Annotated in this window: 13 protein-coding genes; 8 read left to right on the forward strand and 5 right to left on the reverse strand. The window is 71.4% G+C overall.

The annotated features are described in order from the left end of the window. Positions 1-6: 6 nt before the first annotated feature. Positions 7-648, reverse strand: coding sequence for a TetR/AcrR family transcriptional regulator (locus tag Q4V64_RS34640; RefSeq protein WP_095749057.1), 642 nt, complete (start codon positions 646-648; stop codon positions 7-9). Between the two features lie 206 nt (positions 649-854). Further along, the gene (locus tag Q4V64_RS34645) at positions 855-1079 is read right to left on the reverse strand and encodes a hypothetical protein (protein ID WP_124439296.1); all 225 of its coding nucleotides are present in this window, start codon (positions 1077-1079) and stop codon (positions 855-857) included. Positions 1080-1326: 247 nt separating this feature from the next. Here Q4V64_RS34645 and Q4V64_RS34650 point away from each other — a divergent pair, with 247 nt between their 5' ends. The 7 genes from Q4V64_RS34650 to moeZ all read left to right on the forward strand — a co-directional run bounded on the left by Q4V64_RS34650 (position 1327) and on the right by moeZ (position 10856). After that, a complete protein-coding gene (locus Q4V64_RS34650; RefSeq protein ID WP_124439295.1) occupies positions 1327-2430 on the forward strand; it encodes an alpha/beta hydrolase in 1104 nt (367 codons plus the stop codon). 8 nt (positions 2431-2438) lie between these two features. Next, complete coding sequence (locus Q4V64_RS34655; protein ID WP_253266870.1) at positions 2439-3899, forward strand: DUF3152 domain-containing protein; 1461 nt, start codon at positions 2439-2441, stop codon at positions 3897-3899. Positions 3900-4143: 244 nt separating this feature from the next. Next, positions 4144-5844, forward strand: coding sequence for a DUF3492 domain-containing protein (locus Q4V64_RS34660; protein WP_253266869.1), 1701 nt, complete (start codon positions 4144-4146; stop codon positions 5842-5844). After that, positions 5844-7085, forward strand: coding sequence for a hypothetical protein (locus Q4V64_RS34665; RefSeq protein ID WP_124439292.1), 1242 nt, complete (start codon positions 5844-5846; stop codon positions 7083-7085). The genes Q4V64_RS34660 and Q4V64_RS34665 overlap by 1 nt, the downstream gene beginning before the upstream one ends. Positions 7086-7899: 814 nt before the next feature. Further along, positions 7900-8859: an NAD-dependent epimerase/dehydratase family protein gene (locus Q4V64_RS34670; protein ID WP_124439291.1), complete on the forward strand. Its 960-nt coding sequence runs from the start codon at positions 7900-7902 to the stop codon at positions 8857-8859. Further along, a complete protein-coding gene (locus Q4V64_RS34675) occupies positions 8847-9614 on the forward strand; it encodes a spherulation-specific family 4 protein (RefSeq protein WP_124439290.1) in 768 nt (255 codons plus the stop codon). The genes Q4V64_RS34670 and Q4V64_RS34675 overlap by 13 nt, the downstream gene beginning before the upstream one ends. Before the next feature lie 63 nt (positions 9615-9677). Further along, the gene (gene moeZ / locus Q4V64_RS34680; RefSeq protein ID WP_124439289.1) at positions 9678-10856 is read left to right on the forward strand and encodes an adenylyltransferase/sulfurtransferase MoeZ; all 1179 of its coding nucleotides are present in this window, start codon (positions 9678-9680) and stop codon (positions 10854-10856) included. 71 nt (positions 10857-10927) lie between these two features. Here the strand turns inward: moeZ and Q4V64_RS34685 are convergent, their stop codons facing one another. The 3 genes from Q4V64_RS34685 to Q4V64_RS34695 all read right to left on the reverse strand — a co-directional run bounded on the left by Q4V64_RS34685 (position 10928) and on the right by Q4V64_RS34695 (position 17017). Then, a complete protein-coding gene (locus Q4V64_RS34685) occupies positions 10928-12475 on the reverse strand; it encodes an alpha/beta hydrolase (RefSeq protein WP_124439288.1) in 1548 nt (515 codons plus the stop codon). A gap of 136 nt (positions 12476-12611) precedes the next feature. Beyond that, entirely contained in the window at positions 12612-14156 is a 1545-nt protein-coding gene (locus Q4V64_RS34690) for an alpha/beta hydrolase (RefSeq protein WP_124439287.1), read from the reverse strand. A 62-nt stretch (positions 14157-14218) separates the two neighbouring features. Then, on the reverse strand, positions 14219-17017 hold the full coding sequence (locus tag Q4V64_RS34695; protein ID WP_172629127.1) for a lysylphosphatidylglycerol synthase transmembrane domain-containing protein: 2799 nt from the start codon (positions 17015-17017) through the stop codon (positions 14219-14221). Positions 17018-17203: 186 nt separating this feature from the next. Here Q4V64_RS34695 and Q4V64_RS34700 point away from each other — a divergent pair, with 186 nt between their 5' ends. Beyond that, positions 17204-17593 (forward strand): MGMT family protein, encoded by a 390-nt coding sequence (locus Q4V64_RS34700; RefSeq protein WP_124439285.1) that lies wholly within the window; start codon positions 17204-17206, stop codon positions 17591-17593. Positions 17594-17613 lie beyond the last annotated feature (20 nt).

Consider the following 17613-nt stretch of genomic DNA (forward strand, 5'->3'; position numbering starts at 1 on the left):
TGCGGGTCAGTGGTGGTCCGTGCCGTGCAGCGGGAAGCCGGCGATGCCGCGCCAGGCCAGCGAGGTCAGCAGCTGGACCGCCTGGTCGCGCGGCACGCTGCGGTCGCTGTGCAGCCAGGAGCGGGCCACCACCTGGGCGAGCCCGCCCAGGCCCGAGGCCAGCAGCATCGACTCGGCCCGCGACAGGCCGGTGTCCTCGGCGATGACGTCGCAGATCGCCTCGGCGCACTCGTTCGTGACCTTGTCGACGCGCTCGCGCACCGCGGGCTCGTTCGTCAGATCCGACTCGAACACCAGGCGGAAGGCGCCGCCGTCGTCCTCGACGTACGCGAAATAGGCGTCCATGGTCGCCCGGACACGCTGCTTGTTGTCGGTCGTCGACGCGAGCGCGTTCCGTACGGCCTGGATCAGGGACTCGCAGTGCTGGTCCAGCAGTGCGAGATACAGGTCGAGCTTGCCCGGGAAGTGCTGGTAGAGCACCGGCTTGCTGACGCCGGCGCGCTCGGCGATGTCGTCCATCGCGGCCGCGTGGTAGCCCTGTGCCACGAAGACTTCCTGGGCGGCGCCCAGCAGCTGGTTCCGTCGGGCACGGCGCGGCAGGCGCGTGCCTCGCGGGCGTGCCGCCTCTGTCTGCTCGATGGCTGTCACGCCGCCTCCCAAAGTCGTCCACATGCGGTGTGCGCCGCGCGGCCATCGTACTTTTCGGTAACCGTGCTGTGCGCGGTGCGAGCGGAGAATTTCATGGACCGGACGGTGACGAATACCATGCAAGACGCTTCAAACAGGGACAGAACGGGCAGTGAATTGCGCCGCTCAATACGCCGCCCCTGCTCAGAGGTGGTCTCTGCGGTACGTCACCGATAGTCGTCCTCGTCGATGGAGACCACGCGGGCCTGTTCGATGAGATCGGCCTCGCTGGCGCGGTCCGGGTCGACGCCCGTCAGCGGGTCGTCGCGGTCGGGCGCGACGTCGGCGTGCTGCTCGGCCGCGTCGACCTCGGGGGCCTCGACGTCGAACTCCTCGGCCTCCTCGGTGTCGTCGTCCACGAACGTCTCCGGGTCGGTGGGGTCAACGGCCATGGTGGGCTCCCTTCCTAGAACATCCCTGAGTGGAACAGGGGGCCACTTGCGGGTGCCCTGCGTACGAGCCTAGGAGACACCCGATCTGGACGCCATCGATCTGTGGGCCATTGATCCGAGCGCTTGTCCGCGTCGATGTCCGCGTCGATGTCCGCGTTGATGTCCGTGTCGGTCCGCGTTGATTCGAGCGCCTGTCTGTGACAGCGAACACGTGAATCACTGCGTGATCGTCTCGTAACATTGCCGCATGTCTTCGACCGAGCTGCCGTCCGTGCCGCCCGCCACTGTGCTCCCCAGGGTGGCACCTGTCAGGGTTGCGGAGGGCGAGCGCCTCAGGTCGGTGAGGCTGCCGGGGACAACGCTGACGGTGCGGTCGAGGCCCCCCGCGCGCGAGGGGTTGCCGCCCGCGCTGTACGTCCACGGCCTCGGCGGTTCCTCGCAGAACTGGTCGGCGTTGATGCAGCTGCTGGAGGACTCCGTCGACGGCGAGGCCGTCGATCTGCCGGGCTTCGGCGACTCCCCGCCGCCGGACGACGGTGACTACTCGATCACGGGGCACACGCGCGCGGTCATCCGTCATCTCGACGCCTCCGGGCGCGGCCCGGTGCATCTCTTCGGGAACTCGCTCGGCGGGGCCGTCTCCACCCGGGTCGCCGCGGTGCGGCCCGATCTCGTACGGACGCTCACCCTGGTGTCGCCCGCCCTGCCGGAAATCCGCGTCCAGCGCACGGCCGTACCGACGGGGCTGCTGGCGGTGCCAGGGGTGGCCGGGGTCTTCACGCGGTTCACCAAGGAGTGGACGGCGGAACAGCGCGTCCGCGGGGTCCTGGCCCTGTGTTACGGCGATCCCGGGCGGGTGTCGCCGGAAGCGTTCCGTCATGCCGTGGAGGAGATGGAGAGGCGGCTGCAGCTGCCGTACTTCTGGGACGCGATGACCCGCTCCGCGCGCGGGCTGGTGAACGCGTACACGCTGGGCGGCCAGCACGCGCTGTGGCGCCAGGCCGAGCGTGTCCTCGCGCCGACCCTGCTGATCTACGGTGGCCGGGACCAGCTGGTCGGCTTCCGCATGGCCCAGAAAGCCGCTCGTACTTTCCGCGACTCGCGCCTGCTTACCCTGCCGGAGGCGGGACATGTGGCGATGATGGAGTACCCGCAGGCGGTGGCCGGGGCGTTCCGGGACCTGCTCGCGGATGCTCGGGACTCCGGTGACGGAGCGGGTGCCTCCGGCGGCTCCGTGTCCGCCGGGGGTGGGGCGACCGGCTCCCGTGGCGAGGCGGTAGCCTCCGGCGGTGGGAAGGGTGGCTCCGGTGGCGGGGCCGGGATGTCAGGCACGACGAACGCAGGGAGCTGAGTCGCGACGTGGGACGCCACAGTCGACGTGGACCTGCTGTCCAGCGTGCCCCCAAGGGCGACAACACGGACATGACGGACCGGGGTCGGCCTCCAGGACCGCCGACCGGTCAACAGGCGCCGCCGATGGGCGGGACGCCGGGATACGGCGCGACTGCGCCGGGGTTCCCGAGTCCCGCGGACGGCACGCCCGCGCGTGGTGTGCCCCGTTTGCCTGACGGTACGCCCGCGCACGGGATGCCACGCCTTCCCGACGGTACGCCGGCCCGTGGCGTTCCGCGTATGGCGGACGGTACGCCCGCGCACGGCTTTCCCCGGTTTCCCGACGGGACCCCTGCCAGTGGCGTCCCACGGGTTCGGGGTGGGCATCCCGAGCAGCGTGAACCTGGTGGTGCCTGGGGCGAGTTGGACGGGCGGGCCGGTGCCGGGTACGGCGGTCAAGGGCCCGTGATACCGCGTCAGAGGCCGGCGCCGCGGCAGGACTATCTCGACGCCTTCGAGGCGGAGGACGACGTCTTCGCAACCCGGAGGTCCTCGGCCGAGGTATCGCACGCCGCCGACCCGTACGGGTCGGTCACCGCCTGGCCCGCCGAGACCGGCGGCGATGGTGTCGACGGCATCGATGACGACGCGCCGCCGACCGGTGAGCCCGCGTCGGCCAAGGGCGGCAAGGGCCGGACGTTCACCGGGATCGCGGCCGCCGCCGTCACCACCGTGCTGGCCGTCGTCGTGGCCGGCCAGGTCGCGAGCGGGGGTGACGACACCGCCGTACAGTCGCAGTCCGCCACCGACCAGGCCCGGGACGCCCGCGACTCCGCCTCGCGCGGGGAGGGGCGGCCGACGCCCGCCGAGCCGGCCGGTGCGGCGGCGCTGACGTACGAGCAGAAGATGGGCAAGACGTACGCGCTCAGCGCCACTCTCAAGGGCTCGGGGAGGTTCGACGCGATCAAGGGGATCGACCGAGGGCCTGGCACCGGGCGGAAGTACACCTACCGCGTCGACGTGGAGCAGGGGCTCGGCCTGGACGGCGAACTCTTCGCCGAGGCCGTGCAGAAGACGCTCAACGACGACCGCAGTTGGGCCCACAACGGCGCCCGCACCTTCGAGCGCATCTACACCGGCAAGCCCGATTTCGTGATCACGCTCGCCAGCCCCGGCACCACCGCCGACTGGTGCGCCAAGTCCGGTCTGGACACCACCGTGGACAACGTGTCGTGCGACTCGGCCGCCACCGAACGCGTGATGATCAATGCGTATCGATGGGCGCAGGGATCGGAGACCTACGGTGATCAGATCCATGCGTACCGGCAGATGCTGATCAACCACGAGGTCGGCCATCGGCTCGGTTACCCCCACGTCACCTGTGACAAGAACGGCGATCTCGCCCCGGTCATGCAACAGCAGACCAAGTTCCTCGACCACGACGGAATCCACTGTCGAGCCAATCCCTGGCCTTTTCCGCGGAGTTGACCGGACATCGGGCGGCTCGGCCGAGAGCCGTTCTGACGGTCGGCCATGACATGACGATCTGTGTGCGCTTGATCTCTTAGCGCGACAGAACGCGAGCCGCACGCGAAAGTTACGACCGTTCACCCCTTTTGGTGGCGTGATGGACAACCGTCCGTCGCGCCACCGCCTTGTCCGCATACGTTCGTCCCGCTGCGAGCCGTCGAGTCAACGACGGCTCCCCAGACGGGAGATCGGGGGTGCGCGCGTGCGCATCGGACTGCTTACGGAGGGTGGCTATCCGTATGTGAGCGGTGATGCCAGGCTCTGGTGCGACCGGCTCGTGCGCGGGCTCGGGCAGCACGAGTTCGACATCTACGCGCTGAGCCGCAGCGAGCGCCAGGAGGACGAGGGCTGGGTTCCGCTGCCGCCGCAGGTCGGCAGGGTGCGTACGGCACCGCTGTGGACGGCGGAGGAGGACGGGGTCGGGTACGGGCGGCGCGCGCGCCGGCGGTTCGCCGAGTGCTACGGCGACCTGGCCGCCGTACTGTGTGCGGGCAGCGGCGCGGCCCCCTCGGACGGGGCGGCGGCCCCTGAGGCGGACCGTTTCGCCAGCGCTCTGTACGGGCTCGCCGAACTCGCCCGCGACGAAGGCGGGCTGGTGCGCGCGCTCCGCTCCGAGACCGCGGTACGCGCCCTGGAGCGCGCCTGTCGAGCACCGGGCGCCCGGCGTACGGCGCGTGAGGCGCGCGTACCGGATCTGCTCGCCGTCGCCGTACACCTGGAACGCGCCCTGCGCCCCCTCTCGCTCGACTGGTACGAGGACGGCGACCTCGGCTCGGTCGACCTGTGCCACGCGGCGTCCGGCGGTCTCGCCGCCCTCCCCGGCCTGCTCGCCCACCGCTTCTGGGGCGTACCCCTGCTGGTGACCGAGTACGGCGTGCGGCTGCGCACCCACTACCTGTCCGCCACGGAGTCCACGTCGGCCGTACGGGCCCTGCTCACCGCCTTCCACGGCAGGCTCGCCGCCGAGATCTACGACCGGGCCGCGATCGTCACACCCGGCAACGCGCACGCCCGCCGCTGGCAGGAGCGCTGCGGCGCCGGCCGCGAGAAGCTCCGCACGGTCTACCCGGGCATGGAGGCCGCCCACTTCGCGGAGGTCGGCGAGTCACCGGAGGGCGCGGACCCGCACACCCTGGTCTGGGTCGGCCGGGTGGAACCGGCCAAGGACCTGGTGTCGCTGCTGCACGCCTTCGCCGAGATCCGCAAGGAGGAGCCCAAGACCCGCCTGCGGATCGTCGGCGCGCCCTCCGGCCCGGAAGGCGCCGCCTACCTCGGACACTGCAAGGCGCTGGCCGCGCAGCTCTTCCCGGACGAGGCGGACGGCCCGCACGCCGTCGGTGACAATCCGGTCTCCTTCGAGGAGATCGGCGGCCCGGAGCTGCCGACCCTCGCCGACGCTTATGCCGCGGGCGCCGTGACCGTCCTGTCGAGCGTCGTCGAGGGCTTCCCGATCAGCCTGGTCGAGGCCATGCTCTGTGGCCGCGCGACGGTCTCCACGGACGTCGGCGCGGTCGTCGAGGTCATCGGCGGCACCGGACTCGTGGTGCCCCCGCGCAATCCGCGGGCGTTCGCCGAGTCCTGCGTCGCGCTGCTGCGCGAGCCCGAGCGCCGTACACGCCTGGGCGCCGCCGCCCGGGCCCGCGCGCTCGAACTGTTCACCGTCGAGCAGAACATCACGGCATTTCACAGCATTTACCTGGATATCGTCTCGCGCACTCCGGTCCGGCGCGTGGTCCTCGACGAAACCGGCGAGCCCCTGCCGTTCGCCACCCCCGCCGAGGCCCACGTACCCGGCCGCTGGACCGGTCGGAGCGCGCGTCTCGTGGCCCGCGGCGGCCCCGGCTGGGCCGCGGGACCGCCGGTACGGGCCACGGCGCCGGTCCCCGCCAGTGAGGGAGCGTGATGAGCGTGAACCGCCCCGGAACCCCGGACAGCCCCGGAGCATGGGACGCACGGTCGCAGGAGTGGCTCGGGACGGAAACGGACGTCCAGGCCACCACCCAAGGGCCTACCGAGACCACACGCGGCCGCACAGCGACCACTACCCGCCCCGCCACCGCCCGCCGTACCGCCGCCGACCCCGTCAAGGCCCTGATGCACCGCCACCGAGAGCTGTGCGAACGGGCCGTTGACCCGCTGGAGATCGCGGCAGGCCTGGAGGCCCACGGCCTCACGGACCGCACCGCGGCACGCTTCCGCCACCGGGACGTCTTCTCCCTCGCCGAAGAGATGTACGCCCGTGTAGCCCGCGACGGCGAAGCACCCCCGCGCCCCACACCACAGCCGAGCCCCGCCTCTCGAGCCGACTGGGCCCTGCTCACCCTGCTCCCCGGAGCCCTCTGCGCAGCCACCGTGATCGCCCTGCGCCTCACCCATGGCCAGACCCGCCTCACCGTGGCCGCCGCAGGCACCCTCACCGTGGCCCTCGCCCTACGCGCCGCCCTGGCCCGCGGCCCACTCGGCACCAGAACCCGCACGCACACGGCCGGCACCTGGACGTACTGGCTCATCGCCTATGCCCTCCTCGGCGACGGCCTGCTCCACGCGGCCCTCGCGGGCGGCCCCGACGGCCTCCCCGACGGCACCCCGGACGCACCCTGGCCCTTCACCACCACCCCCGTCCTGGCCCTCACCCTGTCCTGCGCCCCCGCCGCCTGGATCGCCCACCTCTTCGCCACACGAGCCCGCCGCAAACTGACGGCCAGCCAAGTCCTGGCGGACTTCGCCGCCTCCGTACGCCCCCTGCTGCTCGCCACGTTCACCCTGTTCCTCGGCGCCCTCACCGCCCTCCTGGCCCTGTGCGACGCGGCCCTCGACGAGCCCGCCCCCTACGCCCAGACCATCACCCTGGGCGCCCTCCTGTTCCTGGCCCGCCTCCTCGCCGCCCACGGTTTCACCCACGCCCCGAAGGTCATCCTCACCGCCGCAGCCACCGCCCAGGCAACGGCCCTGGCCACGGTCTTCACAGCCCGTCTCCCCGGCTGCGACGCCTTCGCCCTCCCCGTCCAGACCCTCACCGACGCCTGGGGCCCGGGCAGCGTCCAGACACTCACCTGCGGAACAGGCGCACTGATCCTCCTGCTCCACGCAACCCGCAGACTCACCCGAGCTTCGGCCCACGCACAGCCGGAGAAGCCGTGCTGACGCGGCGGCAGAAGCTCTCACGACGGGACAGTCGCCCACGGCGAGAAGGGGACGTGCCGGGGGGTGTCCGCCCGCAGCGGTTGGCGCGTCAACCCGGGCACGTTGGTGAGAGACCGATTCCGCGCCGTTCCGAGGACCGACACCCCCCGGCACGTCCCCGCCCCCCAACCCGCCATAGCCACGCGAACCGCACCCACCCGCACAGGCCGCCGCAGGCATCCGGCGCGCCCGCTGAAGGCACCCGCAGGCATCCGGTCGACCGCCGGAGGCACCGGAGGCGGCTGGCGCGACCGCCGGAGGCACCTCAGGCGTCCGGTGCGACCGCCGGAGGCCGCCGCACGCACCCGGCCCAACTGCCGGAGGCACAACCACCCGGCCCCACCGCAGGAGGCACCCGCAAGGCACCCGGCGCGACCGCCGGAGGCCGCCGCACGCACCGGCCCAACCGCCAGAGGCACAACGCACCCGGCCCCACCGCCGGAGGCATCCGCAAGGCACTCGGCGCGCCCGCCGGAGGCCGCCGCACGCACCGGCCCAACCGCCAGAGGCACAACGCACCCGGCCCCACCGCCGGAGGCATCCGCAAGGCACCCGGCGCGACCGCCGGAGGCCGCCGCACGCACCGGCCCAACCGCCAGAGGCACAACGCACCCGGCCCCACCGCCGGAGGCATCCGCAAGGCACCCGGCGCGACCGCCGGAGGCCGCCGCACGCCCCCGGCCCAACCGCCGGAGGCACCCGCAGGCAATTCCCGAAGGAGACCCCAGATGATCACCTCCCGACCCGACACCACCTCGGCCCCGGGAGCCGCCCGATGAGAGTCCTGCTGATCGGAGCCAACGGCTACCTCGGCCGCTTCGTCGCCGACCGCCTGCTCGCCGACCCGGCCGTCCAGCTCACCGCCCTCGGCCGCGGCGACGACGCCGACGTCCGCTTCGACCTCGCGTCCGGCAGCCCCGGCGCCCTCACCCGCTTCCTCGACGCGGTCCACCCCGGCGTGGTCATCAACTGCGCCGGTGCCACCCGCGGCGGCGCCCGGGAACTCACGCGCCACAACACCGTCGCCGTAGCCACCGTCTGCGAGGCCCTGCGCCGCAGCGGCTGCGGCGCCCGCCTCGTGCAGATCGGCTGCGGCGCCGAGTACGGCCCCAGCCAGCCCGGCTCCTCCACCGCGGAGGACGCCGTCCCCCGCCCCGGCGGCCCGTACGGCGTGAGCAAACTCGCCGCCACCGAACTCGTCGTCGGCTCCGGCCTGGACGCCGTGGTACTCCGGGTCTTCTCCCCGGCAGGCCCCGGCACCCCCGCCGGCTCCCCGCTGGGCCGCCTCGCCGAGGCCATGCGCCGAGCCATGCAGTCCGGCGACGGCGAGCTCAAGCTCGGCGGTCTCGGCGCCCAACGCGACTTCGTCGACGTCCGTGACGTCGCCCGCGCCGTGCACGCCGCCTCGCTCTCCGCCGCGCAGGGCGTCATCAACATCGGCTCGGGCCGCGCCGTCCGCCTCCGCGACGCCGCCGCGGTCCTCGCCCGCGTGGCCGGATACGCCGGCGCCCTACACGAACTCGACGGCCCTCCTGGCCCGCTCAGGGCGACCATCGGCCATCCCCGCACCGATTCGGACCACACGGCCCCGGTCGCGTACCCGTACCCGGACGGCTGCGGCAGCTGGCAGCAGGCCGACGTGCGCACCGCACGCGACCGGCTCGGCTGGCGACCCCGGATCAACCTCGAGGAGTCCCTCGCCGACATCTGGATGGAGGCGGCATGCCGTATCTGACCAGCACCCCACTCGGCACGGCGAGCACCGACCTGCGGGTCGGCTTCGGCATCCCCGGTCTCGCACACCCCCTCGTCGCCCCTTCCGAATGGGCCGAACTCACCCGTCCCGGCACACCCCTGCACTGGGTCGTCCTCAACGTCGCGAACGGCCCCGGCGCCCGCCCCGACCCGCACTGCCTGGAAGCGGCCGGCCGCCTGCGCAACGCGGGCATCCGTGTCCTCGGCCACCTCGACGTCACCCACGGAGCCCGCGCCTTCGGCGAGGTGATCTCCGACGCGCACCGCTACCTCGACTGGTACCGGGCCGACGGCTTCTTCCTGGACCGCTGCCCGACCGAACGGGCCGCGCTCCACGAGATCCGCCGCACTGTCACCACACTCCGCACGATCCGTGACGACGCCCACATCGTCCTGGGCCACGGCACCCACCCGTACCCCGGTTATGCCGAGAACGCCGACCAGGTGGTCACCTTCTCCGGTCCGTGGAGCGACTACCGCTGGTCGCAGGTGGCCGAGTGGACCGCCGACTACCCACCCGACCGCTTCTGCCACTTCGTGCACGGAATCCCGCGCGGCCACCTCGAAGAAGCCCTCCGCATCGCCCGCTGGCAGGGCGCCGCGACGATCTATTTCACCGACCGCACCGACCGCACCGACCGCACGGACCGCGACGGCCGCAGCGACCCCTGGGAGACCCTGCCCGGCTACTGGGACGAACTCGTCTCGCGTATCGGAACAGGTGTCTCGGAATGAAGATGGCCATGGCAGTGTTACGACGAGAACAACCGTAGTGATTGACCGACCAACGGAGTCCCCGTGTCGCTGCCACCCCTGGTCGAGCCGGCCCCCGAGCTCACCGTAGACGAGGTCCGCAGGTACTCCCGCCACCTGATCATCCCCGATGTCGGGATGGACGGGCAGAAGCGGCTGAAGAACGCCAAGGTGCTGTGTGTGGGCGCCGGCGGCCTGGGCTCGCCGGCGCTGATGTACCTGGCCGCCGCGGGCGTCGGCACGCTCGGCATCGTGGAGTTCGACGAGGTCGACGAGTCGAACCTGCAGCGCCAGATCATCCACAGCCAGGCCGACATCGGCCGCTCCAAGGCCGAGTCCGCGCGCGACTCCGTCCTCGGCATCAACCCGTACGTGAACGTGATCCTTCACGAGGAGCGGCTCGAGGCCGACAACGTGATGGACATCTTCAGCCAGTACGACCTGATCGTCGACGGCACGGACAACTTCGCGACCCGCTACCTGGTCAACGACGCCTGCGTGCTGCTGAACAAGCCGTACGTGTGGGGCTCGATCTACCGCTTCGACGGCCAGGCCTCCGTCTTCTGGTCCGAGCACGGCCCGTGCTACCGCTGCCTCTACCCGGAGCCCCCGCCGCCGGGCATGGTCCCCTCCTGCGCCGAGGGCGGCGTCCTGGGCGTGCTGTGCGCGTCCATCGGCTCCATCCAGGTCACCGAGGCCATCAAGGTCCTCACCGGCACGGGCGAGCCGCTGGTCGGCCGCCTGATGATCTACGACGCCCTGGAGATGCAGTACCGGCAGGTCAAGGTCCGCAAGGACCCCGACTGCGCGGTCTGCGGCGAGAACCCGACCGTCACGGAACTCATCGACTACGAGGCCTTCTGCGGCGTCGTCTCCGAGGAGGCCCAGGAGGCGGCCGCCGGCTCGACGATCACTCCCAAGCAGCTCAAGGAGTGGATCGACGACGGCGAGAACATCGAGATCATCGACGTCCGCGAGATCAACGAGTACGAGATCGTCTCGATCCCCGGCGCCAGGCTGGTCCCGAAGAACGAGTTCCTCATGGGCACCGCCCTGGAGACCCTCCCGCAGGACAAGAAGATCGTCTTGCATTGCAAGACCGGCGTCCGCAGTGCGGAAGTCCTTGCGGTCCTGAAGTCCGCGGGCTTCTCCGACGCCGTGCACGTCGGCGGCGGCGTGATCGGCTGGGTCAACCAGATCGAGCCGGACAAGCCGGTGTACTAGGCCGTACCCGGTCTCCCTTCCGTGAGGGCGGGGGTCTCGCGCACCGCAGGTGCCCGAGGCCCCCGCCGTCGTCATTCGCAGACCTCGCCGTCCTTCGGCACCGTGCCGGTCAGCAGATAGGCGTTCACCGTGGAGTCGACACAGTCGCTCCCGCTCCCATAGGCCCCGTGCCCCTCGCCCTTCCAGGTGAGCATCACACCGACGCCCTTGCCCAGCTCGTCCGCCATCCTCCGCGTGCCCTCGTACGGCGTCGCCGGGTCGCCGGTGTTGCCGACCACCAGGACCGGTGCCGCACCGGGGGCGCTCACCTCCGGCGTGTCGTACTGCCCGGCCACCGGCCAGTTGTGGCACCAGCCGGCCGTGTCCCAGCCCAAGGCCGTCCCGAACACGGGCGAGATCTTCTCGAACCGGGGCAGCAGCTTCTTCGTCTCCTCGGGCGTGGGCCGCTGTTTGTCGTCCAAGCACGATATGACCCGTTGCGAGTGGGTCGTCGTGCCGTACCGCCCCGACGGTTCGCGTCCGTTGTAGAGGTCGGCGAGCGCCAGCAACTCCGAGCCGTCTCCCCGCTCCGCCGCGTCCAGCGCGCTGGTCAGGGTCGGCCAGCTGTCCTCGCTGTACAGCGGCAGGATGATGCCGGTGAACGCCAGCGTCTGGGTCAGCTTCCGCCCGGACGAGGCGGGCAGCGGATCTGCGTCGATGCGCTCCAGCAGATCCGCGATCTTCCGTGAACCCTCCGCGGGGTCCTGCCCGGTGGACTTGAGGTAGGCGTCCAGCGCGCGCTGGAATCCCCGGGCCTGGTTCTCGGCGTGGCCCACCGTGCCGGCGCTCGGGTCGACGACGGCGTCGAGGATCACCCGCCCCACGTTCTTGGGGAACAGGTGGGCGTAGACGCCTCCGAGTTCGGTGCCGTACGAGATGCCGAAGTAGTGCATCTTGCTGTCGCCGAGGACCTGCCGCATCAGGTCCATGTCGCGGGCGGTGTCGGTGGTCGAGACGTGCGCCAGCAGCCGGCCCGCGTCCTTCTCGCAGCCCTTGCCGAAGTCGGCGGCGTCCTGGAAGTACGCCTTCTCCTCGGTCGGGGTGTCGGGTGTGATGTCCACCGACTCCGATGCCTGGATCTCCTTGTCGCTGCGGCAGCGGACGCCCTCGCTGGCGCCGACCCCGCGCGGGTCCCAGCTGACCAGGTCGTACCGCTCGCGGAGCAGGGAGGCGGTGGCGGCGTACCCGGGCATCACGGACACGCCCGACTCGCCGGGGCCGCCGAAGTTGAACATGAGCGAGCCGATGCGGTTCTCACCGCGGGCCTTGGCGCGGATCAGTGCGAGGCCGATCGTCTCGCCGTCCGGCTTCGACCAGTCCAGCGGCACCTTCAACGTCGCGCACTGCCAGTCGCTGCCCGGCGCGGAGGAGTCCGCGGTGGCCTTGCAGCGGCCCCAGTCGAGCTTCTGCGAGGTCAGTGAGGAGGGCGGTGCGGCGGCCGCGCCGGAGGAGCCGGCCGACGGCCGCGCCGTGCCGGTCTCCCCGCCGCTCTTGTCGTCGCCGGACGAGCCGCCGCTGCATCCGGTCACCAGGAGCGCGGCGGCGGCCCCCAGGGCCGTCCACCGTACGAAACGTGTCATCGCAGTCCCCCCTCGCAGGCCGTCCGCCTCGTGCCGCGGATGGCGGTCCGGCCATAGTAGGCGGATCACGCGGCGGTCGCTTCGGCCTGTGGATAACCTTTTGACCAGCGCGTTTTTCCGTAATTCGAGTGCGGCGTCAGGAGCAGACGGTGCCGGCCGACGGAACCCTTCCGTCCAGCAGATAGCCGTTCACCGCGTCCTGCACGCACTTGTTCCTGCTGCGGTACGCCCCGTGCCCCTGACCCTTGTACGTCAGCTCTACACCGACGCCCTTGCCCAGCGCGGCCGCCATCTTCCGCGCGCCCTCGTACGGCGTGGCCGGGTCGCCCGTGTTGCCCACGACGAGGATCGGCGCGGATCCGGGCGCGCTCACGTCGGGATGGTCCGCGGCGCCCGCCACCGGCCAGTCGGTGCAGGTGAGCATTCCCCAGGCCAGGAAGTCGCCGAAGATCGTCGAGGCGGCCCGGAACTCGGGCAGTTTCCGCTCCACGTGGTCGGCGGTGTACCGCGGCCTGTCGTCCGCGCAGTTGATGGAGACGTTGGCCGCGGTGAGGTTGCTGTACTCGCCGTTCTGGTCGCGTCCGTTCATCACGTCGGACAGCGCCATCAGGATCCTGCCGTCACCGGCGTACGCCTGCTGCAGCCCCTGGGTGAGGTACTCCCAGAAGTTCTGCGAGTACAGCGCCTGCAGGATGCCGTTCGTCGCGGGGGCCTGGGTCAGCTCGCGCGGATAGATGCCGGGGATGGGCTTGCTGTCGAGATCCTCGAGCAGTTGGGCGATGCGGTTCTTGACGTCCTCGGCACTGTCGCCGATCGGGCAGCTCTCGGTCTTGGACGTGCAGTCCTCGGCGAAGTTGTCGAGGGCGAGCTGGAAGCCCTCGGCCTGTCCGAGCGAGCCCTGTTCGGGGTTCTGCGTCGGGTCGACGACCGCGTCGAAGACCGCCCGGCCGACGTTCCTGGGGAACAAGTGGGCGTAGACGCCGCCGAGCTCGGTGCCGTAGGAGATGCCGAAGTAGTGCAGCTTGTCGTCGCCGAGGACCTGCCGCATCAGGTCCAGGTCGCGGGCCGCGTCGGTGGTGCGCACATGCGGCAGCATCTTCTCGGAGTTCGCCTCGCAGGCCGCGTTGAACTCCTTGGTGTCGTCCAGGAGCTTGGTGCGCTCGGCCGTGTCGTCGGGGGTCGCGTCCTGCTGGAAGTACGCGTCGAGCTGGAGGTTGTTCTGGCATTCGACGGGGGCGCTGCGGCCGACTCCGCGCGGATCGAAGCTGACCAGGTCGTAGCGGGTGCGCAGGGTCGCGTAGTCCTTGCCGAGGGCGGGCAGTGTGGTGACGCCGGAGCCGCCGGGGCCGCCGAAGTTGAAGACGAGCGAGCCGATGCGCCTGCTCTCGTCGCCACTGGCCTTCGCCCGGATCAGCGCGAGCTTGATCGTGTCCCCCTGGGGCTCGTCCCAGTCGAGGGGGGCCTTCATGGTCGCGCATTGCCACTTGTCCCCGTTCGGCAGAGGGGACGGGGCGTCACCGCCGCCCTCCTCCTCGGACGGCGCCGAGCAGTCCTCCCAGCTCAGCTTCTGGGCCGACAGGTCCTCGTCCTGGGAGTCGCCGCCGCAGCCCGCCAGCACGGAGGTCAGCACAAGGGCGGTCGCGGTCAGGGCAGAGGCACGCGGTCGGGGACGGTTCGGCATGCTTCCATCCTGCGGTCGCCCAGCACCGGGCGCTCGGGACGCGGGCCGTACGAGCTACCCGACTACAGCGCGCCCTTGCGGGTGAGGTGGTTGAAGGCGAGCCAGCCCGGCAGCACCGGCAGCCACAGCGTCAGCAGGCGGAACAGCAGCACCGCGGGCGCCGCGACCTCCTTGGGCAGGCCGACGCCGATCAGACCGAGTGTCAGGGTCGCCTCGACCGCGCCCACGCCGCCCGGGGTCGGGGCGGCGGAACCGAGCGCGTTGCCGGCGAGGAACACGACCGCGACGCTGGCGAGGCTGATCGAGGTCGTGTCGTCGCCGAACGCCCGGATCGACGCGTCCAGGCACATCACGAAGCAGGCGGTGAGCAGCAGCATGCCGCCGATGCCGGCGACCAGCTTCTGCGGTCGCTGCAGCACGTCGAGCATGCGGGGCACGACACCCGCGAACAGCGACCTCACGCGCGTGGCGACGAATTTCCGCATGAACGGCACCGAGGTCACCACGAGCACGAGCACCGCCACCGTCAGCAGACCCGCGATGACCGTCCGGGACGGCGACAGCGACGGTGTCTTCTCGGTGCCGGTCAGATAGCCGAAGGACAGCAGCATCAGGATGTGGCAGCCGAGCCCGAACAGCTGCGACGCGCCGACGCTCGCCACTGCGAGCCCGGGGCGCACACCAGCGCGTTGCAGGAAGCGCGTGTTGAGGGCGACACCGCCCACGGCGGCCGGCGCGACGATCTTCACGAACGATCCCGCCACCTGAGCCGCCACGGTCCGCACGAGCGGCACTCGCTCGGGTACGAAGCCCAGCAGGGCCATCGCCGCCGCGAAGTAGCTGGCCGCGGAGAACAGCACGGCCGCGGCGACCCAGCCCCATTCGGCGTTGGCGATGAGCGGGCCGAACTCGATGTGCGTGAGCTGGGTCAGCAGGAAGTACGCGCCGATGGCTCCGGCGATGAAACTGATCAGCGTGCGTGGTCGCACCCGCTCCAGCCGGGCGGGTTCGACCGGGGCCTGCGGCCGGATCAGCAGCACCTCGTGGCGGATCTGTGTGAGCAGATCCTCCTCGCGTGCCTCCTCCACGGCCTCGTCGATGGCCCGCTTCTCGGCCCTGGCCTCTGCCTTCTCGGCCTTGGCCTCCGCCTTCACGGCCTTCTTGTCGGGTTTTTCGAGCACGGCCACGGCCTCGGCCGGCGCGTCTTCCGGGCGGGTCTGCTTGGCATGCCGGGACGCCTCCAGGACGGCTTCGCGCTCGCGCTCGGCCCGCTCTCGGGCCAGTTTCCGCAGCGTCGCGCGCGTGGAGCGGCTCAGCGCGATGGGCTGGAGCATCGGCAGGCAGTCGGCCACGGCGTCGGGGCCGAGCACGTCCACCGCGGCGGCCACCGCTCGCTGGGCGCCCACCCTGAGGCCCAACGTCACCAGCAGCTGGGAGATGTCCATGCGCAGCAGCAGATCGCCGGCCGCGATCTCACCGACCCGCAGGTCGGTGAGGATCACCGTGCCGGAACGATCCACCAGAATCGCGTCGCCCACCAGCCTGCGGTGCGCGATGCGCCGGGACTGCAGCGCCCGCACCTGGTGCCAGGTGTCGCGCAGCAGCTCGTCCGTGATCTCCTCGTCCGACAGCGAGTCCAGGGTGCGCCCGCCGGTGTGCTCGTAGACGAGCATCACCGCGTCGGGGCCCAGCTCCGAGGTGGCGATGAGCTTGGGCGCGTTGGCGCCGGCCGCGATCGCCGCGTACGCCAGCAGCGCCTCCTGTTCCAGTGCCTGGCGCAGCGACTGGAGGCTGCTGCGGGTGGCGAAGCCCCGCAGGGTCAGATTGCGCCACGCGCGATAGAAGAAGCCCTGCGCCTGCTGCTCCCGGTCGACCACCGTCACATCCAGGCGCCGACCGTCCTCCAGGGTGACGAAGTAGCGGCGGCCGCGGTCACCGGTCTCCGGCGTGTCCGACACCTCCTCGCGGGAGGCGCTCACCGGGCGGAATCCGACGGTTCTGAGGCCCGCCATCAGGGTCCGTCCAGTGGGGCGGACGTTGGGCGAGCCGACGGCGTACAGCGTGCCGTAGGCCACGGTCCAGCCGATCAGCAGCGTCAGGGTGATCGAGAACGCTGTCGTGTAGCCGGCGACGAGCATCGAGATGGCGTCGAGCAGCAGCACGAACCACAGCACCGTGCGCCAGCGCGGCCTGCGGGACATGCCGACGGCCGTCATGTACGCGATGACGGGAGCCAGATAGCCGTGCACGGGGTCGGTGAGGGCGTGGATGTCGCCGGGGGAGGGCTTGGTGAGCGCCTCCTGGATCGAGTCGGGGGCGGCCCGTGCGACCCACAGGTCGGTGGCCAGGGTGACGCCGTGCGCGAGCACCGCCGCGAGCACGCCGTCGGCGATGCGCAGCCCGTCACGCTTGATCAGCCGCTCGATCGCGAACGCGACCGGCACCAGGAGGATGGCGATGCTGGAGGCCAGCCCCGCGAAATTGGTGAGCAGGTCGGGTGCCTGGCCGGTGCCCTTGTTGATGTCCTCTTCGAGGCCCGAGGTGGTGCCGTGCGCGAACGCGGCGATGGCGAGCAGTACGGCGACGGCGATGACGCCGACCAGCAGCCGCATCAGGTCGGAGGGCCGGTGCACGCGCGCGGGGAGCAGCGGTTCGTCGCCCTCGACCTCGTCGGCGTGTACCTCGTCAGGGTCGTTGTCGTCAGACACGGACCGGGTCGTGAGCGTCTCCTTGTCGGCGTCGTCCGCGCTCTTCTTGGTGTCCGCCTTCTTGCCCGTCTTGACCGGGTCGGCGGCACCAGGGCTGGACGAAGCGGCAGAGGTGCTGTCCGCGTCCTCGGGGTGCACACCCTGCTGCTTCATCGTCTCTTCTTGGTCTCGTATCACCAGTCACCGCCCGCACGATGGTGGCATGCCCCACCGACACTCGGGGGCGTCAGGGTGTACATGCGGGGGCGCACAGTCTGCCCGAAGCGCTGCCCCGGAGCGAGGGCTACGCACGGTCGCGAGCGCGTCACGTTGTCGGTGGCGTGGGGCAATATGGGGCGGATGAGCGAGGAGAGCCTGCCGAAGGACGACGCCCACGGGGAGCACGCGGACACGCTGCCGGAGTACGCCGAGCGGGTCCTCGACGTCACCGAACGGATTCCGCCCGGGCGCGTGATGACGTACGGCGACGTCGCCGAGTGGCTCGACGAGGGCGGCCCCCGTCAGGTCGGCCGTGTGATGTCCCTCTACGGAGGGGCCGTGCCGTGGTGGCGTGTCGTGCGCGCGGACGGAGTGCTTCTTCCCGGGCACGAACTGGAGGCGCTCGGCCACTACCGTGCGGAGGGCACGCCTCTGAAGCAGGCCGGCAGGGCCGCCGAGGGCCATCTCCCGCGGGTCGACATGAGACGGGCCCGCTGGGACGGCGGCGAACGCGCGGAGGGTCACACCTGACAGCATCCGCCATCGGACGG

The sequence above is a fragment of the Streptomyces sp. NL15-2K genome (assembly GCF_030551255.1).
Classification (GTDB): domain Bacteria; phylum Actinomycetota; class Actinomycetes; order Streptomycetales; family Streptomycetaceae; genus Streptomyces.